The sequence below is a fragment of the Micromonospora sp. BL4 genome (assembly GCF_003667505.1).
In the GTDB taxonomy this organism is placed as follows: Bacteria; Actinomycetota; Actinomycetes; order Mycobacteriales; family Micromonosporaceae; genus Micromonospora.
The window spans coordinates 66485-89418 of record NZ_RCVJ01000105.1 but is presented as its reverse complement, the minus strand read 5'-3'; the positions used below and the strand labels follow the sequence as shown (position 1 = coordinate 89418).

The following is a 22934-nucleotide window of genomic DNA, read 5'->3' as shown; positions in this document are numbered from 1 at the left end:
GCCCGGCGGCACCGGTAAGGACGGCCCGTCGCACCGCGGCGGGCGGGGACAGGAGGCGGCGTGGCCCAGGAGTATCCGGCGGACGAGGCCCGTCCCCGACGGCGCGGCCGCAAGCTGCTCGTCGGCCTGGTCGTCCTGCTCGTGGTGGTGGCGGTGCTGCTGGTGATCGCCGATCGGGTGGCGGTCGGGGTGGCCGAGCGGGCCATCGCCGACCGGGTGAGCCAGGAGGTCACCAAGCAGGGCGCGCAGTCCGCCGAGCCCGACGTTCAGGTCGGCGGGACTCCGTTCCTCACGCAGGTGCTCGACGGCCGCTACCAGCGGATCTCCATCAAGCTGCGGGACGTGCAGGCCTCGGTGGAGGGCGACGCCGTGCGGCTGCCGGTGCTGGACGTGGACGCCCGTAACGTGCGGGCGTCGCTGGACACTCTGCGCACCGGGCGGGGCGACGTCGTGGCGGACACCGTCAACGGCACCGGCACGATCAGCTACGACAGTCTCGCCGCGTTGCTGGACCGACCCGGGCTCACCCTCGGCGAGCAGGGCGGCAAGCTCGCCGTCACCGCTCCGGTCGACATCCTCGGCCAGAAGCTCACCGTCAGCGGCACCGCCGACGTCACCGTCGCCGAGAGCGGCGCCGTCGCCCTGCGGTTCAACGATCTGGACGCGGCGGGCCTGCCCAACCTGCCGCTGGCCCGCACTCTGCTGAACAACTACGCCAAGGGCATCTCCGTCGACGTGCCCCTGCCCGACCTGCCGTTCCAGCTGGCCGTCCGGGAGGTCCGGCCGCTGCCCGAGGGGCTGGCGGTCACCGCCGACGCGAAGAACGTGCCCATCAACTCCGCCGGTTGAGCGGCCCGCCGGCGCTGTGCTGCCGGCCCTCAGGTGATTCCCGGATGCTGGTCGGCCTGGTGGCAGCCCGGTCACTGGCTGGTAGGCTCCCTGGCCATGGGGACCCACCTCACCAAACGGCGCGCGGTCGACCTGTGCCGCGTGGCCACCTGCCTGTGTCGCCCCGTCATCTGACGGCGGGGCTGTTTCCGGCCGCCTGACGGCGGCCACCGGCACGCAGGGTTCTCGTACCCTCCGGTGATCCCACCGAAAGCCCGGCAGCGGCGCCGTCGCACGAACCCGTGATCCCGTCCTTCCGCTGGGTCCCGCGCGTGGTGCGACAGTTGAATCCATCGATCTCGCGCGTTGGCTCACCATCCATCCTCACCAGGGAGTGATTCGATGAGTCGCGACACCGCACTCGTTTCGGCCGAGTGGGCCGAGAAGAACCTCGACGCCCCGGGCGTCGTCTTCGTCGAGGTCGACGAGGACACCTCGGCCTACGACACCGGCCACATCGCCGGTGCGATCAAGATCGACTGGAAGACCGACCTCCAGGACCAGGTCCGCCGGGACTTCGTCAACAAGACCCAGTTCGAGGCGCTGCTCTCCGAGCGGGGCATCAGCAACGACGACACCGTCATCCTGTACGGCGGCAACAACAACTGGTTCGCCGCGTACGCCTACTGGTACTTCAAGCTCTACGGCCACCGCGACGTGAAGCTGCTCGACGGCGGTCGCAAGAAGTGGGAGCTGGACGCCCGTCCGCTGGTCACCGAGACGGTGACCCGCCCGGCGACGCAGTACGTCGCGCAGGAGCCGGACACCTCCATCCGGGCCTTCCGCGACGAGGTCGTCGACGCGATCGGCACCAAGAACCTGGTCGACGTGCGCAGCCCCGACGAGTTCGCCGGTCGCCTGCTCGCCCCCGCCCACCTGCCACAGGAGCAGGCGCAGCGGGCCGGTCACATCCCCACCGCGATCAGCGTCCCCTGGTCCAAGGCGGCCAACGAGGACGGCACCTTCCGGTCCGACGACGAGCTCCGCAAGATCTACGGCGACGCCGGCCTCGACGACGGCAAGGAGACCATCGCCTACTGCCGGATCGGTGAGCGCTCCTCGCACACCTGGTTCGTGCTTCAGGAGCTGCTCGGCCACCGCAACGTCAAGAACTACGACGGTTCCTGGACCGAGTACGGCTCGCTGGTCGGCGTGCCGGTCGCGCTCGGCGACGAGCCCGGGGAGGCCTGATTCCCATGACCGCTCCCACCGCTGCGGGTTGCGCTGCACCGGACCAGGCCGCGCCGCTGCCGGCCAGCCTGGACCTGGAGAAGGAAACCGTGATCACGGGCGTCGTCCGCTCGGCGGCCGACGAGGCCGTGCCGGGCGCGTACGTCCGGCTGCTCGACTCGACCGGTGAGTTCACGGCCGAGGTGGTCACCTCGGCGGCCGGCCAGTTCCGGTTCTTCGCCGCGCCGGGTGCCTGGACGCTGCGGGCGCTCTCCCGGCACGGCAACGGCGACACCGCCGTCACCGCCGGCCGGGGCATCAACGAGGTCAGCGTCACCGTCGCCTGACAACTCACCCTCTGATCGGCCCGGGGCCGGTCACCCTCGCGGGTGACCGGCCCCGGCCGTTTCCGGATCAGATGCCGGTGGCTCTCGTGCAGGACGAGACCGGGTCGAGTTCGAAGTCGAGCGTGTCGACGATGCCCGCCCTGATCCGGGTGCGCCGCGCCTCCGGCACCCAGCCGTCCCTGGCCACGATCACCTCGTAGCGGCCCTTCGGCAGCCACCAGGCGTACCTGCCCTGGGTGTTGGCGGTCAGGGTGTGGCCGGTGGTGCTGCCGACCAGGTTGACCCGGACCGTCGCCGGGATCCCGACGGTCAGGCCGCCGCAGGTCACCCCGGTCACGGTGCCCTGGACCCTGCCCCAGCTGGGCGGCGGTGACACGTTCATCGTCACCGACAGCGCCGGCACGGGGTACGGCGTGTCCGACGCGACGCCCAACTCGCCGGCGTAGGCGCCCGGTTGGGCCACGTCGACCGCCGCGGTGGCGCGCAGCTTGACGGTGACCGTCCGGGACGCGCCCGGGGCCAGGGTGAAGCTGCTCGGGGCGGTGGACAGCCAGGGCAGGTCGGCCTCCCCGGCACAGAGTTCCAGGCCGGGCAGTCGCTCGCTGTCCGCCGACCCGACGAACGAGGACGGCGAGCCGCCGATCCGGTACGCGCCGCAGGCGCCGGCGCCCCGGTACCGACCGAACCCGGCGTTGGGCAGGTCCCGCCAGTTGCCGGCCGCCGGGTCGTACGCGATGGTCCGGTTGGTCACCGCGGTCGACGCCGCGGTCACGCCGCCGGCCAGCACCAGCAGGCCACCGGCCGCCGCGTACTGGGAACCCCACAGGTCCACGGGCAGGTTCGGCAGCGGGCTCCACGCGTCCGCCGCCGGGTCGTACCGGTAGGCGTCGGTGTACTCGGTGCTGCCCGTGCCGCCGGCGCAGTACACCGCGCTGCCGATGCCGCCGCAGGAGAGCCAGGAGACCCGGTGCGGGTAGGACGCGCCGGTGCGGAACGCGCCGGTCGCCGGGTCGAAGACGACCAGCCGGTCCGAGTCGGTGCAGGCGCCGTCGAGGCAACCGCCGACCAGGTACACCTTCCCGCCGGCCACCGCCTGACCGGCCGCCGCCGCCGGGAACGGGTTGGTCGCCCCCGGCACGGTGCGCCAACTGCCGGCAGTCGGGTCGAACACGTCCACCGAGGCGACCGTGTCCTCATCGGGGTCCCAGCCGCCGAGCACGTACAGCTTGCCGCCCACCGCGGCCGCCATCGGCTTGGACCGGGCGGTCGGCAGGTCGGGCAGCGCGGACCAGGCGTCCACGGCGGGGTCGTACCGCCAGGCCTTGCGCTCCAGGCCGGTGCCGCCACCACCGCCGACGGAGTAGACCATGCCGTCCAGGTTGGCCGCCGCGTTGTCGTAGATCGCCGCCGGCAGGTCGGCGATTCCGGCCCAGGCGTCCTCCGCCCGTGGCGCGGCCTCGGGGTCCGCCCCGCCGTACGCGCCGCCGGTCCGGGCCTTGCTGATTCCCTTCATTTTCTGCTCCCGCAGCGGAGCGCCGGCCCTGGACAGCGGCTGGAACCGCCCGTCGCGTTCCACCAGGTCGACGGTGGCGGCCGCCGTGCCGGTGTTGCGCACCGTCACCTTCGTGGTCCGGGTGCTGCCGTACGGCTGGTACGACTCGACGCCGGCCGGAGTGACGGCGAGCCGCCCGGCGGTCAACGAGAGGTCCACCCGGCGGGCGTCGTCGGCCACCACGGTCACGGTCTTCGTCACCGCCCGGTACGGGGGTCGGCTGGCGGTGAACGGGCGCGCCCCGGTCAGCCCCGAGTAGAGCCAGAAGAAGCCGTCCGGCAGGTCCGGGTCCTCCGGCGTCGCCGCCGACATCCCACGGTCCTCCGACCGGTCGGCGCTCTCCACCGTGACCCCGTTGAGAGGCGTGCCGGTGTTGCGGTCGGTGGTCGTACCGAGGACCAACCCGCCGGGCGAGGCTGCGCAGTCGCGGTTGACCACCTGCACGTCGTCCACCTCCCACCACCAGGCGAAGGTGCCGTGGAAGCGGAACCGGACCTGGACGCCGGACGCGCCGGCCGCCGGGCCCAGCGGCACCTCCTCGACCCGCGGCCCCCGTCGGCTGCTGGTCTGGTGCCAGACGGTGGTCCAGGTGCTGCCGCGGTCGGTGGAGACGTCCACGTCGGCGGTGTCACTGATGCCGACCGCGCGCCAGTCGCTGCGGAAGCGCAGCACCGGCGCCGGGGCGGCGCTCAGGTCGAGCGTCGGAGTCACCAGGTCGGTGTCCTGGGTCCTGCCGGAGCCGAGCCGATCGCTGTCGACGACCGCGAATGCGCCGGTGCCCCCGGTGAGGTTGCCCCGTTCGCCGAGGTCGTTGAAGGTCCAGCCACCGTCCCCGGTGCGGTTGCGCACCGTCCAGCCGGACGGGGCGTCGGTGCCGTCGAAGCTCTCGCTCAGCAGCGGCGTACCGAAGCTGCCGGTGTACCCGGGCGCGGTGCAGGCCGGCTCGACCGGCACCGCGAAGTCGGCCGTCACCGGCCCGTCTCCCACCACCACGTCCCGGGTGACCTCCCGGTAGCCGGGGTAGCGGACGGCCACGGTGAGCCGGTGCCCGGTGTTGCCCGGGACGGTGACCGAGTACCGCCCGGTGGCCGGATCGGTGAAGACCGGGCCGCCGGGCCGGCCGGCGACCTCGATCCGGGCGTAGAGCGGCCAACCGTGTCCCGAGCCGTCGGTGACCCGGCCGCTGACCGTGACCGTCGGGTTCGCCACGAGGGCGAAGTCCCGGGTGACCGCGCCGCCCTCGGCGACGGTGACGGTGGTCGATTGCCCGGCGTAGCCGTACGCGCTGACGGTGACCGTGGCCTCGCCGGCCGGCACGGTGAGCGCGTACCGACCGTCCGGGCCGGTGGTGACGCTGCGGGTGCCGTCGCCGACGGTCGCGCCGGCGATCGGGTCGCCGTCGGCCGCTGCGCTCACGACGCCCACCAGCCGACCGACCGGGCCGCGCGGGGCGGTCCGCACCGCCGCGTACGCGTCCAGCCGCCCCGCGCCGAAGACGTTGTTGTCGGCGGCGGTGCCCCCGCAGGTGATGGCGTCGACGTCGCGGGCGGTCCGGTCCAGCAGCTCTTCGGTGGCGGCGATGTCGCCCTTCAGGCTCGGTGCCGCGGACCAGACGAGCGCGACCGTGCCGGAGACGTGCGGCGCGGCCATCGAGGTGCCGTCGAAGGCGGCGTACCCGTTGCCCGGGACGCTCGATCGCACGTTGCTGCCCGGGGCGGCGACGTTCGGCTTGTAGGCGTTCGGGTCGGTGGCGTCGCCGCGACCGGAGAAGTCGGAAATGGCGTTGTCGACGTCGTACGAGCCGACCGCGTACGCGCCGGGGTTGTCGCCGGGGGAACCGGCGCTGCCGCAGGCGGGCCCGTCGTTGCCCGCGGAGAAGACCGGGAACATGCCGGCCGCCCGCCAGGCCGCGACGGTCTGCTGGTACCACGGGTCACCGCCGGCGCCGCCCCAGGAGTTGTTCACCACGTCGGGGCGCAGGTCGGGGCGGGGGTTCTGCCCGGCCAGGTCGGTCGGGGCCAGGACCCACTGGCCGGCGGCGAGCAGGGACGCGTCGGAGCAGGAGGTGCTCTCGCAGCCCTTCGCGGCGATCCATCGGGCGCCCGGGGCGACGCCGATCTGGTTGCCGGCGCCGTCGTCGCCGACCATCGTCCCCGTGGTGTGGGTGCCGTGGTCGTTGTTGTCGCAGGGTGCCGCGCTCGGGCAGACCTCGGCCGGGTCGTACCAGTTGTAGTCGTGGTCGAACGTGCCGCCGCCGAGGTTGCCCCGGTACGCCCCGACCAGCGCCGGGTGGTCGTACTGGACTCCGCTGTCGATGCTGGCGACCACCACGCCCTCGCCGCGGTCGCCGAACTCGCTCCACACCTGCGGCGCGTTGATGTTGGCAAGGCCCCACTCGGCGCCGTTGGTGCCGGCGCGACTGCCGGCGGCCGGGGTCGGGCGCACCAGCGGGTAGCTGCGGACGGGTTCGATCCGGGCCACCTCGGGGCGCTTGGCGATCTCCTCGACCAGCTTGCGCTTGCCGGTCACCCGCACCGCGTTGGCGATCCAGTAGGCGGTGTGCGGCGCCTTGCGGGTCGTCAGCAGCGAGCGCAGGTCGCGCTGGGTGCGCTCGGCGGTCGTGGTGAGCAGCCGGTGCACCTCCCGGGCCCGGTCGTCCGGGTCGGGCAGCTTGGCGGTCTGTGCCACCGGTGCGGTGTCCCGCAGGTAGACCAGGAAGCTCGCGCTGCCCGTCGCGTCGAGCTGGCGGAGCAGCCGCTGATCCACACTGGCCCGGGCCGGGGCGGGCGGGGCCGGGGCGGCGACCGCGGGCTGGGCGGTCAGGCCCAGCAGGACCGCTGTGCAGGCCACGGCGGTCCGCCGGAGAGCGGACCTGATGGATGATGGTCGGAACACTTTTCCTCCCCACGTCACGGGTCCCGATCTGTCCGGGACGACGCACCACGCTGACGGTGCTCAATGCATAACGTCGGTCGGTGCCTGGTCAGTGACGTGGCGTATTCCTGACTGTGGGTCCGCCCCCCACAACCCATCGGTATACGTCACTATCTTCGGTGGAAGTCACGCTCAATACGGTTGGTGCGGGTGGAGGCTGCGTGTCCGGTGAAGAGGTCCCGATCGTCGTCTGCGTGAGTGCCGATGTCGCGATGCGGCAGCGGGTGGTGCGCCAGCTCGACGGGGTCGGCCCGGTGGTGAGCTGCGCCGACCTGGACGAGCTGCGCGCGATGTTGTTCCCGTCGCCACCGGAGGACACGGCTCTGGCCGTCGCGCCGGTCGACCCACCCCCGGCCCGGCACGGGCTGATCAGCTGGGGTGAGCTGGTCGTCGACCGTGCCGGGCACCTCGTCACCTGGCGCGGCGATCCGCTCCCGCTCACCCGCACCGAGCGGGAGTTGCTCGCCCGGCTGATCGGGCCGCCGCTGGTGGTGTGGAGCTACGAACAGCTCTTCGCCGCCGTCTGGAACGGCGCGTACCTGGGCGACACCGCGATCCTGCACTCCGCCGTCAAGCGTCTCCGGCACAAGTTGCGCAGCCTGCCGGGTGGGCCGCGGGTACACACCGTACGGGGGGTCGGCTACCGCATCGATCCGCCGCCGCGGACCGCCTGACCGTGGGTGCGCCCGACGCCGCCGATCGCCGCCGGGCCGCCCGTGACACCATGGCCGCGTGAGCGGAGCTGTCCGGACGGGGTGGACCCCGTCGACCGGTCCCGCCGCCCCGGCACCTGCCCGGCGGCGGCGCTGGCTGCTGGTCGCGACCGCGGTCTGGGCCGTACTGCTGACCGTGCTCGTCTGGACGTCGGTCCGCGACGACCCACCGACCGTGCGCGAGCAGCGCTCCCTCGACCAGGCCGGTCCGGTGGTCGACCGGGCGGTCGGGGAACTGGCCCGGGCGTCCGGCGCGGCCGGGCTGCTGGAGCTGGGGCCGGCGCGGGTCGAGTCGGGCTGCCGCGTCACCCCGTTCGCCGACGGCGCCCGGCTGCGGCGTGAGGTCGGTGTGCTCGCGGCCGTCGGCACCGAGCGGGACGTGCTGTCCGGGATCGCCGATCGACTCCCCACGAGCTGGCAGGCCGGGGTCGGGCCCGGGCTGGACGGCCCGGAGCTGCGCGCCGACGCCGGGGAGTTCGTCGCCGTCGAGGGCCGGCCGACCGGGGACGGTCGGATCCGCCTGACCGTCGACACCGGCTGCCGGCCGGTCGGCTCCGGCTACGCCCCGTCGCCGGTCACCGACGCCGGGCCGGAGGCCGCCGCCCTGACGGCCGCGCTTCGAGCGCTCGGTCGGCCCGCCGATGCCGCGCCGGAGGTGGTCACCGCGCCCTGCCCGGGCGGCGTGCTGGCCCGTACCGCGCGGTCCACCCCCGGCCCCGGCGCGGCCGGCTCCGCGGGCGGGCTCACCTCGTTGGCCGGCGATGCCCCGCTGCTGGACGACCCCCCGGTGTACGCGTACCGCGCCGGCCCGGTCACGGTGCTGGCCGACCTCACCCCGGACGCCGCCCGGCTGGCCGCCACCGTGGGTTGCCCCGACTGAGCCCGGCGTTCGCCAGGGTCACCGGCCCAGCGGCTCCTCCGGGTCGCGACTGCGGCCCAGCGCGTCGACCCGGCCCCACCGGCCGGGAATGTCCAGCAACTCGATCCGGCCCATTCCCGCTGGTACGGCCGGATCGATGATCAGATGTTCGCCCTGCGGCTCCAGCCCCAGCATCACGCGCAGCAGCAGCAACGGGGTGCCGGTCGACCAGGCCTGCGGGCTGCACGCGGTCGGATACTCCACCGGATAGTCGGTGAGATTACGGGCGTAGCCGGCGAACGCCTCCGGCAGCCGTCCGCCGAAGTAGCGGGAGGCGGCCAGCATCGCGTCGCAGATCTGCCCGGCCTCTTCGCGGAAGCCGTACCGCCACAGGCCCCAGGCGATGATCGAGTTGTCGAACGGCCAGACGGTGCCCACGTGGTAGCCGATCGGGTTGTACCGGCTCTGGTCCTCGGCGAGGGTCCGCACCCCCCAGCCGGAGAACAGTCGCGGCCCGAGCAGGTGCTCGACCACCTTGCCGGCCCGGGACTCGTCGACGATGCCGCTCCAGAGCAGGTGCCCGATGTTCGACGACAGCGCGTCGACCTGCCGGCCGTCGGCGTCCAGGGCGAGCGCGTAGTACTCGCGGTCGGCGATCCAGAAGTCGTGGTTGAACCGCTGCTTGAGGGCGGCCGCCTCCCGCTCCAGCCGGTCGGCGTAGGCCGGGTCTCCCCAGAACGTCCGGGCCAACCGGGCGGCCCGGATCTTCGCGTCGTACGCGTAGCCCTGCATCTCGCAGGTGGCTCGGGGGAAGCCGGGCATCCGACCGTCGGCGTACGAGATGCCGTCCCAGGAATCCTTCCAGCACTGGTTCTGCAGGCCGGTCTCCGGGTTGCGGGTCTGATACCAGAGGTAGCCGGTGCCGAGCAGATCGCCGTAGGTGTCGATCCACCGCAGCGCCGCTCGCACGTGCGGTTCCAACCGCCGGACCAGTTGGGTGTCGCCGGTCCAGCGCTCGTACTCGTCGAGCAGGATGATGAACAGCGGCGTCGAGTCGGCCGACCCGTAGTACGGCGAGTGTGGCTGCTCCTCGAAACCGGCGGTCTCCCCGTACCGCAGCTCGTGCAGGATCTTGCCCGGCTCCTCGTCGCGGAAGTCGTCCACCCGGTGCCCCTGCAAACCGGCCAGCATCACGATGGTCGGCGGGATCAGCTCCGGCAGGAACGGCAGCACCTGCAACGAGGTGATGATGCTGTCCCGGCCGAACAGGGTCATGAACCAGGGCAGCCCGGCGGCGAGCAGCCGCACGCCCAGGGCGATCGACTCGTAGCGCAGCGCGGCCAGGTCGTTGAGGCTGCGCCGGTACGCCCCGGCCAACGGCTCGCAGTCGCAGCCGAGCTTCGGCGCGCGGTCGATCAGCTCCTGCTGCTCGGCGCGGATGGCGTCCGCGCTACGGCTGCCGCCGTACGGCAGGGTGGCCCGGATGTCCTCCCCCCGGGCCCCGTAGACGATGGTGGACACGTGCAGGGTGGTGGTCCATTCGCTGTTCGGCGGCACCCGGATCTGGAAGGTCATCCCGGAGGCGTCGACCGATGCCGGTGCACTCGAATTGATCACCGTCTCGCGGTGGAACGCCTCCCGTCGGTAGGTCAGCCGCAGCTCGTTGTCGGCAGTCGAGACGGTCGTCCGCCCCCGCTTCTGCCGGGCGTTCTTGATCTCGAACAGGTCGGCGAAGTCGGCCGCCATCTCGATCCGGACGGTGAACTCGACCTCCTCGCCAGCATGGTTGAGGACAGTCAGCTGCTCCTGGAAGCTGCCCACGATCGCCCGGTTGCGAATCACCGACGCCTTGGCGTCCAGGTAGTGCGTCGGTTCACCGGGGGCCAGGAAGAACCGGGTCCGGTACGACTCGGCGTCGTCCATCGAGAGGGCGTGCAGCCGCTCGCCGTCCAGGGTCAGCACCCAGTTGGACAGGAAACGCGTGTCGAAGGAGAACAGCCCGGTCGGGAAGTCGTAGGACGGCTCGATGTCTCCCGTCCGGTCGCTGACCAGGAAGGTGTTGCCGTCCAGGATGCTGACCAGATCCTTCACGCCCGCCGCCCGGCCTGCTCCCGGGCCACCTCGCGCGGGTCGCGGGTGCCCGGCGGGTCCGGGAAGAACCGGCGAAAGGCCAGGAAGAGCACCACGTTTCCGCTGAACGTGCTCTCGTTGCGCAGTACCGCCGCGACCCCCTGGGCCTCGCCCGTCACCAGCCGGTCGAACAGGACGGCGCTGCTGTACCAGATGGCGTCGGCCGGCCCCCGGTGCCGGCCGACCTGGACAAATCCCGGCCGCATCCGGACCAGCCAGTGCTCGGTCAGGTCGCCGGTGGTGAGCTCGATCTGAAGGGTCCCGTCTGCCAGACCACCGAGGACCTCGGGGGCGCGCGCCGGCAGTGATGCGAAGAACCTCTCCGTCACCTCGGTCACACCCGAATCGTAGGCAGCTGTCCGAGTTGTCGGGTCGGTATCCGTACTCCGCCCCGAGTCGCGCCGCCGGTCAGTAGACCAGCGCCTGCGCTCCCTCGGCCAGGGCCTCCTCCACGAAGACCGCGGCGCCGGCGATCCGGACGCCGGGCAGCACGTCGTCCGGTCCGATCTCCCGACGGGCCGCGCACTGGGTACAGGCGGTCACCCTGCCACTGGTCAGGATGACGTGCAGCAGCTCGGCCAGCGGCGCCGAGTGTGGCAGCTCGAACTCCTGGGCGCGGCCGGGCAGCGCGAACCAGGTCGACTCGCCGGTCAGCCAGAGCGACACGTCCACCCCGGCAGCGACCGCGGTCGCGGCGACCGTGAACGCCTGTGCGCACCGCTCCGGGGCGTCCGCCCCCGCGGTGGCCTTGACGACGAGAGTGCGGGCCATGAGGCCCAGCATAGGATGGCCGGGATGGTTACCGAGATCGGGTTCGTCAGCCTGCTGGTCGCCGGCCTGGGCGGCCTCGCCGGTGGCCTGGTCTACCTCGCCGTACGCATTTCGAGAGGACGCTGGTGAGCGACGAGAACCCGCTGCAGCCCCCGTGGCTGAACGCGCCGCCGGTCGAGGAGTACCCGTTCGAGGAGAGCCACGACCTGCGGGTCGGGCCGAAGCTGCACCCGGCACTGGACGGCCTGCTGCCCTACATCGGGCTGTGGCGCGGCCGGGGCAAGGGTGGTTTCCCCACCATCGAGGACTTCGACTACGCGCAGGAGATCCGGATCAGCCACGACGGCCGGCCGTTCCTGCACTACGAGTCGCGGGCCTGGATCCTCGACGAGCGGAGCCAGCCGGTCCGTCCGGCCGGGCGCGAGGTCGGCTGGTGGCGGCCGGTGCTGGTGGACGGCCGCGCCACCGACGAGCTGGAGGCCCTCCTGACCACTCCGTCCGGGGTGATGGAGCTGCACCTCGGCAAGCGCACCGGCACCCAGGTCGAGTTCGCCACCGACGCGGTGGTCCGGACGGCGACCGCCAAGGAGGTCACCGGCGGGCACCGGCTCTTCGGCATCGTCGAGGGCGCGCTGCTCTACGCCCAGGAGATGGCGGCGATGGGGCACCCGCTCAGCGCCCACCTCTCCGCCCGGCTCGTCCGGGTCGGCGGCTGACCCTCAGGCAACGGGGAAACCCAGCAGGGCGTGCAGGGCGGGGGTGCGCGGGGACCGGTCGCGGCGCACCCCGTCCAGGGTGTGGACCTCGGCGAGCCCGCGCACGGACGAGCTGAACCAGATGGCGTCCGCCGCGTGCAGCTCGGCCGGGGTGATCATCCGTTCGGCGGCGGTCAGGCCCAGCTCGCCGGCGTGGCCGAGCAGCCAGGCGGCGGTCGTACCGGGCAGGATGCCGGTGGTGGCGGCCGGCACGGTGCAGAGCGTCCCGCCGGTGAGCCACACCACGTTCGCGGTCGGGCCCTCCAGCGCGTACCCGTCCGACGAGATCCAGAGCACGTCGTCGACCCCGGCCCGGTGGGCCCAGCGGCGGGCGGCGCTGTTGACCGCGTACGAGGTGGACTTGATCCCGGCCGGCAGCCAGTCCAGCCCGGTGCGCGCGTCGGCGGGCACCCCCAGCGGCAGGGTCGCCACACTGATCCCGTCCCGGCGGGCCGCGCGGGACGACGCCGGCACCTCGGCCAGGGTGGCGTAGACGGTCGGCGGGCCGCCGGCCTCGGGGCCCCGGGTGCAGACCAGCCGCAGAGCCCCCTCCACCTGCGCCGGCCACCCCGCTCGCACCGTGTCGAGCAGCTCGATCAGCGCGGCGGCGGGTGGCAGGGGCAGCTCGAAGGCGGCCGCCGCCGCGGCCAGCCGGGCCAGGTGCTCGTCGCGCAGCCACGGCCGACCCTGGCGCAGATGCATTGTCTCGAAGAGGCCGTCGCCCCGGAGCACGCCGAGGTCGTCGCCCCGGAGCACGGGCCCACCGGCCGGCACCCGGCCGCGACCGAGTACGGCGATCCGCGCGGTCGTATCGACCCCGACCTTCCCGACGGACGACAGCACCATGACCGTCGAGCCTAGCGGCGGTCCGTCGGCGTGCGAAGGTCGGCATGGTTGCCGAACTATGATCGGACGGTGTCCGAATCCTCCCTCGCGGAAATGCTCCGGGCCCGTGGGCTGCGGCTGACGGCCCAGCGGCAGCTCGTCCTCCAGGCGGTGCTCGATCTGGGCCACGCCAGCCCGGAGCAGGTGCACACCGCCGTCCGGGAGGTCGCCGCCGGCGTCAACATCACCACCATCTATCGCACGCTGGAGCTGCTGGAACGGCTCGGCCTGGTGACCCACACCCATCTCTCGCACGGCTCGCCGACCTACCACGCGGCTGGTGAGCACCAACACGTCCACCTGGTCTGCCGGGAGTGCGGCGCGATCGACGAGATCGATCCGGAGCTGCTCCGCCCGCTCGCCGACCAGTTGGCCGCGCAACGGGGGTTCCGGGTGGACATCGGGCACGTGTCGCTCTTCGGCGTCTGCGAACGCTGCGAGAACGGGGACCAGAAATGATCGACATCGCGGGAGCGGTGGCCGTCGAGAGCATCGACGAGGCCAGCCGCGACCAGCCGGAGCCGGCGCACGCCGCGGCCGGCGTGCGGGGGGTGGCCGCGCACTACGGCGACCCGCTGCGCGAACAGCGCATCCTGGACACCGAGGTCGGGCTGGTCGACCGGTCGCACCGCGGGATCATCGCGGTGCCCGGTGAGGAGCGGGCCGGTTGGCTGCACACGATCACCTCGCAGCACCTCGCGTCGCTCGCCGCCGGCGAGGGCACCGAGTTGCTGGTGCTCTCCCCGCACGGGCACGTCGAGCAGCACGCCCTGGTCGCCGAGGACGGCGAGACCACCTGGCTGGACACCGAGCCGGGCGCGACCGCCGGCCTGCTCGCGTACCTGGAGAAGATGCGGTTCTTCAGCAAGGTCGAGCCCCGGGACGCCACCGCTGAGCGTGCCCTGCTGTCGCTGGTCGGGCCGGCGGCAACGGACGCGCTGGGCACGCTCGGCGTGACCGGGCTGGCCGCACCGGACCTGGTCGCGGTGCCCGGTCCGAAGTTCGCCGCCGGCGCCGTGCCGCCCCGGGCGAGCGTGCGCTACGACGTACGACCGCTGCCGGTCGGTGGCTGGGCCCGGCGCGGCCCGCTCGGGGTGGATCTGCTGGTTCCCCGGTCGGCGATGGACCAGGTGGTGGCGGAACTGCGCGGCGCGGGCGTGCCGGTCGCGGGGCTCTGGGCGTACGAGGCGATCCGGGTGGCCGCCCGTCGGCCCCGGGTCGGGGTGGACACCGACCACCGGACCATTCCGGCGGAGGTTGACCTGATCGGCCCGGCGGTGCACCTGGACAAGGGCTGCTACCGGGGGCAGGAGACGGTGGCCCGGGTGCACAACATGGGTCGACCGCCGCGCCGCCTGGTGCTGCTGCACCTGGACGGGGTGACCACCGACCAGCCGCCGACCGCCGGCACGCCGGTGACCCTCGACGGCCGGGCCGTGGGCTTCGTCGGCACCGCCCTGCTGCACCACGAGCTGGGCCAGATCGCGCTCGCGGTGCTGAAGCGGAACGTCCCGGAGGACGCGACGCTGCTGATCGGCGAGACCGCGGCGGCGATCGACCCGGCCTGACCGGGCCGTCTAGGATCGCCGCCATGACGACAGGGACGTTGATCACGGTGGCCCCGACCGGCGCTGAGTCGGCCAAGGCGGAGGTGCCGGCGCTGCCGGTGACCCTCGACGAGCTGGTGCGTACCGCCAAGGAGTGCGAGGCGCTCGGCGCCGCCGTGATCCACGTCCACATCCGCGACGACGCCGCCCGGCCGACCCTCGACCCGGTGCGCCTGCGGGAGACGGTGGCCGCGCTGCGGGAGAGCACCGACCTGATCGTGCAGCTCTCCTCCGGGGGCGCGGTGACCGATCCGGAGGCCTCCCGGCTCGCCGTGCTCGACGCCGGGCCGGACATGGCCTCGTGCACCATGGGCACGGTCAACTTCGGCGACGACGTCTTCCTCAACCGGTGGGAGTTCATCGTCGATCTGCACACCCGGATGCAGGAACGCGGGATCGTGCCGGAGTACGAGATCTTCGACCTCGGCCACCTGTCCGCGTTGCAGCGGTTGCTCGGCAAGTACGGACCGCCGGCCGGTGGGCACGTGCACGTCGACTTCGTGATGGGTGTGCCGGGCGGCATGCCGGGCACCACCGAGACGCTGGTCGCGGCGCACCGGATGCTGCGGGACCTGCCCGAGGGCACCACCTTCTCGGCCACCGGCATCGGCCGCAGCACCATCCCGGTGCTGCTGGCCTCGCTGTCGACCGGTGGACACCTGCGGGTCGGGATGGAGGACACCGTGACGTACGCCAAGGGCCGCCCGGTGGAGTCCAACATGCAGCTGGTCGCCCGCGCGGTCGGCTTCGCCCAGCTCGCGCAGCGCCCTCCGCTGACCACCGCCGAGGCCCGCGAGCTGCTGGGGCTGTAAGGCCGGGCCTGTCCAGCGCCCCTGTCACCCGGGCGGTGGACGACCAGGTCACCCCGCCGACGGGCACCCTCGGACCGTCGGTACCGTCCAGCACGTGGGAAAGACGTACGAGGGCGGCGCGCCGCTCGCCGAGGTGGTCCGTTCCGGGTTCGTCGAGGGCATGCACCGAGGCTCGGTGGTGGTGCTGGACGCCGCCGGCGTGCCGTTGGCCGCCGCCGGGGACGTGACCGCACCGATCTTCCCCCGCTCGGCCAGCAAGCCGATGCAGGCGATCGGGATGCTCCGCGCCGGCCTGCCGCTGACCGACCCGGCCGACCTGGCGCTGGTGTCGGCCAGCCACGCCGGTGAGGAGTTCCACCTGGCTCGGGTCGGCGCGTTGCTGCACCGGGCCGGGCTGGACGCCTCGGCCCTGCACTGCCCGCCCGACCTGCCGGTGGGCGCGGCGGCCCGCGAGGCCGTGCTGCGCGCCGGAGGCGGCCCGACCCGGGTGCAGATGAACTGCTCCGGCAAGCACAGCGGCATGCTGCTGACCTGCCAGGCGGCCGGGTGGCCGCTGGACGGCTACTGGCGGCCGGAGCACCCGTTGCAGCAGCGACTGCGGGCGGCCATCGAGGAGTTCACCGGCGAGGAGGCGGCGGCGGTGGGCGTGGACGGCTGCGGGGCTCCGGTGCTCGCCGTGTCCCTGACCGGCCTGGCCGGGGCGTACCTCCGGCTCGTCGACGCCGAGCCCGGCTCGGCGCCGCGCGCGGTGGCCGATGCCATGCGCGCCCACCCGGAGATCGTCGGCGGCACCCGGGCCGACGACACCCGGCTGATGCGCGGCGTACCGGGCCTGCTGGCCAAGGTCGGCGCCGAGGGCGTGATCGCGGTGGGGTTGCCGGGCGTCGGCGCCGTCGCGTTGAAGATCGACGATGGGGCCGACCGGGCCAGGATGCCGGTGCTGGTCTCCGCGCTGCGTCGGCTCGGCGTGGACGCCCCGGTGCTGGCGGAGTATGCCGAGGGGCCGCTCTTCGGCGGTGGCGTTCCGGTCGGCGCGATCCGCCCGCTCTGGTGACCGCCGCCGGCCCGCCCACCCGCTGGCCCGCCCACCGGCCGGCCGCGCGCCGGCCAACTCCGGATCGAGCGCTATACCTCAGAGGTACAAATATGACTCTGAGGTATAGCGCTCGTCGCGGCGTCAGGCCCGTCGGTTCGTGGCGGGTCTGTTGGCGGGCGCGATGATGCCGGGCTCTCGGCCCCTTGACGCCGCCGTCCGAGGCGCGGTCGGGGCCGCTCCGCGCGGCTAGCTCAGGAAGTCGAGCAGGGCGGCGTTGACCGCCTCGGGGCGCTCCAGCGGCAGCAGGTGCCCGGCGTCCGGCACGTCGGGCAGGCGTACCGCGCCGGGCACCTCGGCGGCGATCCGGTCGGCGAGGCGGCTGATGTCCGGCACGTCGGCGGCGCCCGCGGTGACCAGGACGGGCACTCGCAGCTCGCCGAGACGGCCGATCGCCGGCGGCGTCAGCTCGCCCACCTCCACCGCGCCGAGCGCCGACTCGGCGGCAAGCGCGCGCTGATCCATCTCCTGCGCGAACGCGATCAGCCCGGGGTCGACGTCGGCCGGCTGGCGACCCGGGCCGACCACCCAGAAGCGCACCTCGCCGGCCGCCCCGGCGGCGAAGTCGTCGGGGTCGACCTCGCCGACCAGGTCGTCCCAGAGGTCGTTGGCCTCCTCGGACCACTCGTTGCCGGAGACCGCCGAGTCGAACAGCGCGAGCGCGCTCACCCGATCCGGGTGGGCCAGCGCGGTGTCGATGGCGACCGACCCGCCGAAGGAGCAGCCCACCAGGGCGGCTCGGGGCAGGTCGAGCGCGTCCAGCAGGCCCGCCACGTCATCGTGATGAGCGAACGGCGTCGGTGGCAGCTCGGAATCGCCGTAGCCGCGCAGGTCCGGGACGATCACCCGGTGCCGGGTGGCGAGCGCGGACAGCTGACCCCGCCACATCCGCCGGTCGGCGATGCCGGCGTGCAGCAGCACGACGGGCGACCCGGTGCCGGCCTCGTCGTAGGCGATGACTGCTCCGTTGACTGTGATCTTGTGCACGGGACGGACGGTACGGAACCCCGCGAGCCGCGTGCAAGCGGGTTGCTGAGACCTTGCTAACTCTGGCTAGCGTTTTGCTTGCAAGAGTTAGCAACGGCGGTTAGCGTCGCCCTCATGGCCACACCGAAGGACCTCCCCGACGTCGGCGGGTTCATCCGCGATCTGCGGCGCAACGCCAAGATCTCGCTGCGGCAGCTCGCCGAGCAGGCGGGGGTCAGCAACCCGTACCTCAGCCAGATCGAGCGCGGCCTGCGCAAGCCCAGCGCCGAGGTGCTCCAGCAGCTGGCCAGCGCGCTGCGGGTCTCCACTCCCGCGATGTACCTGCGCGCCGGGCTGCTGGACGACAAGGAGGGCCACGGTGTGCTCGCCGCCATCGCGGTGGACCCCGACCTGACGATGGCCCAGAAACAGTCGCTCAGCCAGATCTACGAGACGTTCCGTCGGGAGAACACCCGGTTGGCCGAGGCCAGGGCCGCCGCCGAGGGCGCCGGGTCGGACACCTCCGGCGGCGCGGCCGAGGCGACCACCCCGACTGACGTCGCCGATCAACCGGCCGATGTGGCCAACCTGGCCGCCACCGGCCCCACCACCGCGGGCGGCACCCCGACCGAGGCCGTGCTCGAGTCGGTCGCCGTCACCGAGGCGGGCACCACGCCCGCCCCGACCAGCACCAGCACCCCCGAGAAGAAGGCCGCCGGTCCGGCGGTCCGGAAGGCCGCCGAGGCGGCCGAAGAGGAGACGTCATGACCGAGCCGAAGACCAACCGCATCCCCGCCCCGATCTACGCCGCTGCCGGCGCCGGGGAGCTGGCCCTCGAGCAGCTGCGCAAGCTGCCGGCCGTGGTCGGCGTCCTGGGCACCCGGGTCGTCGCCGACCTGGGCGGCCGGGCCGTGCTGACCGGCTTCGAGCTGCGCCAGAAGGCCTCCGAGACGCTGCGTACCGCCAACGAGACCGCCGATAGCCTGCGTAGCCGGGCCCAGGCCGAGCTGGACCTGGACAAGCTGCGCGAGTCGACCGATCTCGCCAAGCTGCGCGAGGTCGCCGACCTGGACCGGCTGCGCGCCGCCGCGACCCGCAACGCCGCCGTGGTCGTCGCCGGTGCCCAGGCCGCCCAGGAGCGGGCGTTCGCCGCGTACGGCGCACTGGTCGCCCGCGGCGAGCGGGTCGTCGGCGCCGGCGTGCTGGAGGCCGCCGAGACGGTCAACGCCGACATCGAGGCGACCCAGGCCGTGACGCCGGTCGCGACCCCGGTCGAGGCCACCGCCCCGGTCGAGGCCACCGCCCCGGCCGAGGTGCCGACCCCGGCCGACGTGGCCGAGATCGCCGAGGCCAAGCCGGCCGCCGTGAAGAAGGCCGCCCGGGCCCCGAAGGCCGCCAAGCCCGCCAAGCCCGCCGCGACCCCGTCGGCGAAGCTGCCCCGGGCCACCAAGCGGACCCGTCCGGCGGCCGAGTAGTTCGTGGTGTTGACGACCCCGACGGCGTCCTTGTCGGACGTAGTCGGGGTCGTCGACATAAGCTTGCCGGCATGGCCAACGCCGCGCCGATCTTCGCCTTCGCCGTCCGTGACGTGATCGAGCTGATTCTGCTCGTCTTCGCGCTGATCGTTCAGGGCGTCGCCCTGGTGCACGCCGTCACGCAGCGCTCCGACGCCTTCCCCGCCATCGGGACCCTGCCCAAGGGTGGCTGGATCGCCATCCTGGCGGTCTGCCTCGTGCTGACCCTGCTCGGCTTCGGCCCGATCAGCCTCTTCGGACTCGTGGGCATCGCGGCCGGTCTCATCTATCTCCTCGACGTCCGGGTCGGCCTGCGCGACCTGAGCGACGGTAAAGGGTTCTGGTGAGAGGCTTCCGCTGGCCACCGCCGCCGGACGGCGGTCCCCGCACCTGGGGGCCCGGCCCGGGTGGGCCGCGTACCGGTCGGCCGGCGCTGCCGGAGCCGGAGACCGAGCTGGTCACCACCCCGCACGGCGTACGGCTGGAACGGCTGGTCACCGGCACCGGTGATCCGGTCACCGTGTTCGCGCACGGGTTCGGCAACGGCATCGCCACCACCCGCCCGTTCGGCAGTGGGGTGACCGGCCGCAAGGTGTTCTTCCAGTTCCGTGGGCACGGTCGCTCCGACGCGCCGGCCGGCCCGTGGAACTACCTGGACCTGGCCCGGGACCTGCGCGCCGTCGCGGATCTCGGCGGAGCCAGCCGGGCGTTCGGGGCGAGCCTCGGCGCGGGGGCGCTCTGCCGGCTGCTGGCCGAGAGCCCGGAGCGCTTCGAGAAACTGGTCTTCTTCCTGCCGGCCGTGCTCGACCAGCCGCGCGGCCCGGTCGCCCGGGAACGGGTGACGGACCTGCTGGAGGCGGTCGAGAGCGGCGACGCCTCGGCGGTCGCCGACGTGGTCTCGCTGGAGCTGCCGACGGCGGTCCGCAACACTCCGGCCGGCTGGTCGTACCTGCGGCAGCGGCTCGACCAGCTGCTCCGCGACGGTCTGGCCGATGGTCTGGCCACCCTGCCGGAGCAGACGCCACTGCGCGACGCCACCGTCCTGTCCGCAGTCACCGCGCCGGCGCTGGTGATCGGCTGTGCGGGCGACGACCTGCATCCGGTCGAGGTCGCCGAGCAGCTCGCCGCCGCGCTTCCCCAGGCCACCCTGCACGTGTACGACCGGCCGGGCGTGCTCTGGACGGAACGCGCCGATCTGCGCGAGCGCATCTCCGGCTTCTTGAACGAGTAACGTGCCCTGCCATGGGCGTCACACAGCATGGCCGGACCCACCGACTGGACCTCGCCGACCCGACCCTGCGCGAGTGGACCTGCACGGTCCTGCACGCCGACCCGGAGCAGGGCATCGTGCTCGACCGTTCGGCGTTCTACCCGGGCGGCGGCGGGCAGCCACCGGACCACGGCGTGCTGCTCTGGCAGGGCGTACAGACCCGGATCGTCGGCACCCGCAAGGGCGACGACCCGTACCTGATCCCCGCCGAGGGTGACCCGCTGCCGCCGGCCGGCACCGAGGTCGTCGGCGCGGTGGAGGACGAGCGCCGCACCCGTCTGATGCGCACCCACTCCGGGCTGCACGTGCTCTGCGGGGTGGTGTTCCGCGACTTCGGCGCGCTGGTCACCGGCAACTCGATGGAGCCGGGGGAGGCCCGGATGGACTTCAACCTCCCCGAGGTGCCACCCGACTTCAAGAGCCGGATCGAGGAGCTGGTCAACGCCGAGGTGGCCGCCGACCGTTCGGTCGCCGTCCGGGTGCTGCCGCGCACCGAGGCCCTCGCCCTGCCGGACATCATCCGTACCCAGTCCAACCTCATCCCGCCGGACGAGCAGGAGGTGCGGATCGTCGACATCGTCGGGCTGGACGTGCAGGCCGACGGCGGCACCCACGTCGCGTCCACCGCCCAGATCGGCAAGGTGCAGGTGGTCAAGGTGGAGAGCAAGGGCCGGGCCAACCGTCGGGTCCGCGTCCGGCTCGTGGACTGACCGCCCCACCGTCCACCAGTTCTTTCAAGAATTCGGACGGCGGCTGTCAGGTATTCCTGACAGCGTCGCAGGCATGACACAACCGCTCACAGGAAAGATCGCGCTCGTCGCCGGTGCCACCCGTGGCGCCGGGCGGCAGATCGCCGTTCAGCTCGGCGCGGCCGGTGCCACGGTCTACGCCACCGGTCGCAGCACCCGGGCCGGCCGCTCCGAGATGGACCGACCGGAGACCATCGAGGAGACCGCCGAGCTGGTCAGCGCGGCCGGCGGCACCGGCATCGGCGTTCAGGTCGATCACCTGGTGCCGGAGCAGGTCCGCGACCTGGTCGCCCGGATCGACGCCGAGCAGGGCCGCCTCGACGTGCTGGTGAACGACATCTGGGGTGGCGACCCGCTGGTCACCTGGGAGAAGCCGGTCTGGGAGCAACCACTGGAGGCCGGGTTCCGCACCCTGCGGCTGGCCGTCGACACGCACATCATCACCAGCCATTTCGCGCTGCCGTTGCTGATCCGCAAGCCCGGTGGCCTGGTGGTGGAGATCAGCGACGGCACCAAGGAGTACAACGACGAGAACTACCGGCTGTCGGTCTTCTACGACCTCGCCAAGACCTCGGTCAACCGGCTCGGCTTCAGCCAGGCACACGAGTTGAAGCCGCACGGCTGCACCGCCGTCGCGCTCACCCCCGGTTGGATCCGCTCGGAGGCCATGCTGGAGCACTTCGGCGTGACCGAGGAGAACTGGCGCGACGGGGCGGCCACCGACCCGCACTTCCTCATCTCCGAGACGCCGGCCTTCGTCGGGCGCGCGGTGGCCGCGCTCGCCGCGGACGAGGAGAAGGCCCGCTGGAACGGCATGTCCGTCGACGCCGGCACGCTCTCGAAGGTGTACGGGTTCACCGACGTCGACGGCAGCCAGCCGGAAGCGTTCCGGTACATCACCGAGGTGGTCGACGCCGGTAAGCCGGCCGACGTCACCGGCTACCGGTAGAGCGCGCGCAACCGGTCGGCGGCCTCGGCGAACAGCTCCCGCAGCTCGGGCGGATCGAGGGCCTCGACCTCGGGGCCGAGCCCGAGCAGTTGGTGGTACGCCACCCCGACGGATTCGACCGGCAGCCGCGCCCTCACCCAGCCCTGCCGGTCGGGCCCGTCGGCGCCGGCGACCACCTCGTCGTACACGAAAGGGGCATCGACCAGGTGCCGGAGCTGGCGCAGGCCGGCCGGGCTGAGCCGGACGGTGACCTCGGCCCGCAGCATCGTCCGCAGGAACGACCCGGCCTGCTCGCGCCAGTACCCCGCCAGGTCGAAGCCCTCGTCCCGCTCGAAGCTCTCCTCGCCCACCTCGACCCCGGTCACCCGGTCCACCCGGTAGGTGCGCGTGTCGTCGCCAACCCCTCCGACCAGGTACCAGACACCGCTCTTGAGCACCAGACCGTACGGCCGCACCCGGCGCGTCACCTCCCGGTCACCACGCCGGTAGCGCAGTTGGACCACCCGGTCCCGCCAGACCGCCCGGGCCAGTTCGGTGAGCAGCGGCGGCGGTTCGGTCTCCCGGAACCAGCCCGGCACGTCCAGGTGGAATCGCTGCCCGGCGCGGGCCGGGGCATCCCGCAGGGCGGGCGGCAGCGCGGCGAGGACCTTGAGCTCGGCGGCCGCGACCGCGTCGGCAAGGCCCATGTCGCCGGCCGGCCCGGACAGACCGGCGAGGAAGAGCGCCTCCGCCTCGTCCCGGGTCAGCCCGGTCAGCCGGGTCCGGTAGCCGCCGAGCAGCCGGTACCCGCCGGCCCGACCCCGGTCCGCGTAGACCGGCACCCCGGCGGCGGAGAGCGCCAGCACGTCCCGGTAGACGGTCCGCTCGGAGACCTCCAGCTCCCGTGCCAGCTCGCCCGCGGTCATCGACCCGCGGGCCTGCAACAGCAACAGCAACGAGATCAGTCGAGAGGCGCGCACCCGCCCATCCT

24 protein-coding genes and 1 pseudogene are annotated in these 22934 nt (G+C 73.2%); 18 read left to right on the top strand and 7 right to left on the bottom strand.

Features of this window, described 5'->3' with window-relative positions; all coding sequences use genetic code 11:
• The first annotated feature begins 60 nt into the window (after window positions 1–60).
• The 4 genes from EAD89_RS10535 to EAD89_RS10525 all read left to right on the top strand — a co-directional run bounded on the left by EAD89_RS10535 (window position 61) and on the right by EAD89_RS10525 (window position 2405).
• Window positions 61–849 (top strand): DUF2993 domain-containing protein, encoded by a 789-nt coding sequence (locus EAD89_RS10535; protein WP_121653539.1) that lies wholly within the window; start codon window positions 61–63, stop codon window positions 847–849.
• A gap of 96 nt (window positions 850–945) precedes the next feature.
• Complete coding sequence (locus EAD89_RS31345; protein ID WP_310503780.1) at window positions 946–1023, top strand: Ms5788A family Cys-rich leader peptide; 78 nt, start codon at window positions 946–948, stop codon at window positions 1021–1023.
• A gap of 207 nt (window positions 1024–1230) precedes the next feature.
• Entirely contained in the window at window positions 1231–2079 is an 849-nt protein-coding gene (locus EAD89_RS10530) for a sulfurtransferase (RefSeq protein WP_121653540.1), read from the top strand.
• A 5-nt stretch (window positions 2080–2084) separates the two neighbouring features.
• Complete coding sequence (locus EAD89_RS10525; protein WP_074314897.1) at window positions 2085–2405, top strand: DUF1416 domain-containing protein; 321 nt, start codon at window positions 2085–2087, stop codon at window positions 2403–2405.
• A 67-nt stretch (window positions 2406–2472) separates the two neighbouring features.
• On the opposite strand, the gene EAD89_RS10520 is transcribed toward EAD89_RS10525, so the two are convergent.
• Window positions 2473–6852, bottom strand: coding sequence for a S8 family serine peptidase (locus EAD89_RS10520; protein ID WP_121675563.1), 4380 nt, complete (start codon window positions 6850–6852; stop codon window positions 2473–2475).
• 200 nt (window positions 6853–7052) lie between these two features.
• Here EAD89_RS10520 and EAD89_RS10515 point away from each other — a divergent pair, with 200 nt between their 5' ends.
• Window positions 7053–7565 (top strand): winged helix-turn-helix domain-containing protein, encoded by a 513-nt coding sequence (locus tag EAD89_RS10515; RefSeq protein WP_121653543.1) that lies wholly within the window; start codon window positions 7053–7055, stop codon window positions 7563–7565.
• Between the two features lie 58 nt (window positions 7566–7623).
• Entirely contained in the window at window positions 7624–8484 is an 861-nt protein-coding gene (locus EAD89_RS10510; RefSeq protein ID WP_121675562.1) for a hypothetical protein, read from the top strand.
• An 18-nt stretch (window positions 8485–8502) separates the two neighbouring features.
• Here EAD89_RS10510 and EAD89_RS10505 read toward each other — a convergent pair whose 3' ends face one another.
• From EAD89_RS10505 to EAD89_RS10495, 3 genes are all read right to left on the bottom strand, one after another.
• On the bottom strand, window positions 8503–10554 hold the full coding sequence (locus tag EAD89_RS10505) for a glycogen debranching N-terminal domain-containing protein (protein WP_121653545.1): 2052 nt from the start codon (window positions 10552–10554) through the stop codon (window positions 8503–8505).
• Window positions 10551–10931 carry an SCP2 sterol-binding domain-containing protein gene (locus EAD89_RS10500; protein WP_121653546.1) on the bottom strand — a complete coding sequence of 127 codons (381 nt, stop codon included), beginning with the start codon at window positions 10929–10931 and terminating at the stop codon, window positions 10551–10553. The genes EAD89_RS10505 and EAD89_RS10500 overlap by 4 nt, the downstream gene beginning before the upstream one ends.
• A 70-nt stretch (window positions 10932–11001) precedes the next feature.
• Window positions 11002–11376, bottom strand: a complete 375-nt coding sequence (locus EAD89_RS10495) for a DsrE family protein (protein ID WP_121653547.1) — start codon at window positions 11374–11376, stop codon at window positions 11002–11004.
• A 12-nt stretch (window positions 11377–11388) separates the two neighbouring features.
• Between EAD89_RS10495 and mtfM the strand changes: the two genes are divergently transcribed.
• A complete protein-coding gene (gene mtfM, locus EAD89_RS31280; RefSeq protein ID WP_030327764.1) occupies window positions 11389–11493 on the top strand; it encodes a small membrane protein MtfM in 105 nt (34 codons plus the stop codon).
• Window positions 11490–12080, top strand: coding sequence for an FABP family protein (locus tag EAD89_RS10490; RefSeq protein ID WP_121653548.1), 591 nt, complete (start codon window positions 11490–11492; stop codon window positions 12078–12080). Before mtfM ends, EAD89_RS10490 begins: the two co-directional genes overlap by 4 nt.
• Window positions 12081–12083: 3 nt before the next feature.
• On the opposite strand, the gene EAD89_RS10485 is transcribed toward EAD89_RS10490, so the two are convergent.
• Window positions 12084–12965 carry an aminotransferase class IV gene (locus EAD89_RS10485; protein WP_121653549.1) on the bottom strand — a complete coding sequence of 294 codons (882 nt, stop codon included), beginning with the start codon at window positions 12963–12965 and terminating at the stop codon, window positions 12084–12086.
• 69 nt (window positions 12966–13034) lie between these two features.
• Here EAD89_RS10485 and EAD89_RS10480 point away from each other — a divergent pair, with 69 nt between their 5' ends.
• The 4 genes from EAD89_RS10480 (at window position 13035) to EAD89_RS10465 (ending at window position 16477) form a co-directional block, all read left to right on the top strand.
• Window positions 13035–13463 carry a Fur family transcriptional regulator gene (locus EAD89_RS10480; RefSeq protein WP_121653550.1) on the top strand — a complete coding sequence of 143 codons (429 nt, stop codon included), beginning with the start codon at window positions 13035–13037 and terminating at the stop codon, window positions 13461–13463.
• On the top strand, window positions 13460–14572 hold the full coding sequence (locus EAD89_RS10475; RefSeq protein ID WP_121675561.1) for a folate-binding protein YgfZ: 1113 nt from the start codon (window positions 13460–13462) through the stop codon (window positions 14570–14572). The genes EAD89_RS10480 and EAD89_RS10475 overlap by 4 nt, the downstream gene beginning before the upstream one ends.
• A gap of 23 nt (window positions 14573–14595) precedes the next feature.
• Window positions 14596–15423, top strand: coding sequence for a 3-keto-5-aminohexanoate cleavage protein (locus tag EAD89_RS10470; protein WP_121675560.1), 828 nt, complete (start codon window positions 14596–14598; stop codon window positions 15421–15423).
• Between the two features lie 94 nt (window positions 15424–15517).
• A complete protein-coding gene (locus EAD89_RS10465) occupies window positions 15518–16477 on the top strand; it encodes an asparaginase (protein WP_121675559.1) in 960 nt (319 codons plus the stop codon).
• Window positions 16478–16705: 228 nt separating this feature from the next.
• On the opposite strand, the gene EAD89_RS10460 is transcribed toward EAD89_RS10465, so the two are convergent.
• Window positions 16706–17503 (bottom strand): alpha/beta fold hydrolase, encoded by a 798-nt coding sequence (locus EAD89_RS10460; protein ID WP_121675558.1) that lies wholly within the window; start codon window positions 17501–17503, stop codon window positions 16706–16708.
• 114 nt (window positions 17504–17617) lie between these two features.
• On the opposite strand from EAD89_RS10460, the pseudogene EAD89_RS10455 reads away from it, so the two are divergent.
• The 6 genes and pseudogenes from EAD89_RS10455 to EAD89_RS10430 form a co-directional block, all read left to right on the top strand.
• Window positions 17618–18112, top strand: a pseudogene (locus EAD89_RS10455) (helix-turn-helix domain-containing protein); the annotation flags it as partial.
• A 134-nt stretch (window positions 18113–18246) separates the two neighbouring features.
• Window positions 18247–18957 carry a hypothetical protein gene (locus tag EAD89_RS10450; protein WP_121675556.1) on the top strand — a complete coding sequence of 237 codons (711 nt, stop codon included), beginning with the start codon at window positions 18247–18249 and terminating at the stop codon, window positions 18955–18957.
• Between the two features lie 71 nt (window positions 18958–19028).
• Window positions 19029–19343 carry a DUF2516 family protein gene (locus EAD89_RS10445; protein WP_121653557.1) on the top strand — a complete coding sequence of 105 codons (315 nt, stop codon included), beginning with the start codon at window positions 19029–19031 and terminating at the stop codon, window positions 19341–19343.
• Complete coding sequence (locus EAD89_RS10440) at window positions 19340–20227, top strand: alpha/beta fold hydrolase (protein ID WP_121653558.1); 888 nt, start codon at window positions 19340–19342, stop codon at window positions 20225–20227. The genes EAD89_RS10445 and EAD89_RS10440 overlap by 4 nt, the downstream gene beginning before the upstream one ends.
• Window positions 20228–20238: 11 nt before the next feature.
• Entirely contained in the window at window positions 20239–20976 is a 738-nt protein-coding gene (locus EAD89_RS10435; RefSeq protein WP_121653559.1) for an alanyl-tRNA editing protein, read from the top strand.
• Window positions 20977–21049: 73 nt separating this feature from the next.
• Window positions 21050–21964 carry an SDR family oxidoreductase gene (locus tag EAD89_RS10430; RefSeq protein ID WP_121675555.1) on the top strand — a complete coding sequence of 305 codons (915 nt, stop codon included), beginning with the start codon at window positions 21050–21052 and terminating at the stop codon, window positions 21962–21964.
• Here the strand turns inward: EAD89_RS10430 and EAD89_RS10425 are convergent.
• Window positions 21955–22923 (bottom strand): YafY family protein, encoded by a 969-nt coding sequence (locus tag EAD89_RS10425; protein ID WP_121675554.1) that lies wholly within the window; start codon window positions 22921–22923, stop codon window positions 21955–21957. The genes EAD89_RS10430 and EAD89_RS10425 overlap by 10 nt on opposite strands.
• Between the last annotated feature and the right edge of the window lie 11 nt (window positions 22924–22934).

Bases quoted from the DNA above. Each gene is read 5' to 3' on its own strand.
- EAD89_RS10450 (WP_121675556.1), top strand. From the start codon at position 18,247: ATGACCGAGCCGAAGACCAACCGCATCCCCGCCCCGATCTACGCCGCT.
- EAD89_RS10485 (WP_121653549.1), bottom strand. From the start codon at position 12,965: ATGGTGCTGTCGTCCGTCGGGAAGGTCGGGGTCGATACGACCGCGCGG.
- EAD89_RS10435 (WP_121653559.1), top strand. From the start codon at position 20,239: ATGGGCGTCACACAGCATGGCCGGACCCACCGACTGGACCTCGCCGAC.
- EAD89_RS10530 (WP_121653540.1), top strand. From the start codon at position 1,231: ATGAGTCGCGACACCGCACTCGTTTCGGCCGAGTGGGCCGAGAAGAAC.
- mtfM (WP_030327764.1), top strand. From the start codon at position 11,389: ATGGTTACCGAGATCGGGTTCGTCAGCCTGCTGGTCGCCGGCCTGGGC.
- EAD89_RS10525 (WP_074314897.1), top strand. From the start codon at position 2,085: ATGACCGCTCCCACCGCTGCGGGTTGCGCTGCACCGGACCAGGCCGCG.
- EAD89_RS10430 (WP_121675555.1), top strand. From the start codon at position 21,050: ATGACACAACCGCTCACAGGAAAGATCGCGCTCGTCGCCGGTGCCACC.
- EAD89_RS10475 (WP_121675561.1), top strand. From the start codon at position 13,460: ATGATCGACATCGCGGGAGCGGTGGCCGTCGAGAGCATCGACGAGGCC.
- EAD89_RS10495 (WP_121653547.1), bottom strand. From the start codon at position 11,376: ATGCTGGGCCTCATGGCCCGCACTCTCGTCGTCAAGGCCACCGCGGGG.
- EAD89_RS10470 (WP_121675560.1), top strand. From the start codon at position 14,596: ATGACGACAGGGACGTTGATCACGGTGGCCCCGACCGGCGCTGAGTCG.
- EAD89_RS31345 (WP_310503780.1), top strand. From the start codon at position 946: ATGGGGACCCACCTCACCAAACGGCGCGCGGTCGACCTGTGCCGCGTG.
- EAD89_RS10445 (WP_121653557.1), top strand. From the start codon at position 19,029: ATGGCCAACGCCGCGCCGATCTTCGCCTTCGCCGTCCGTGACGTGATC.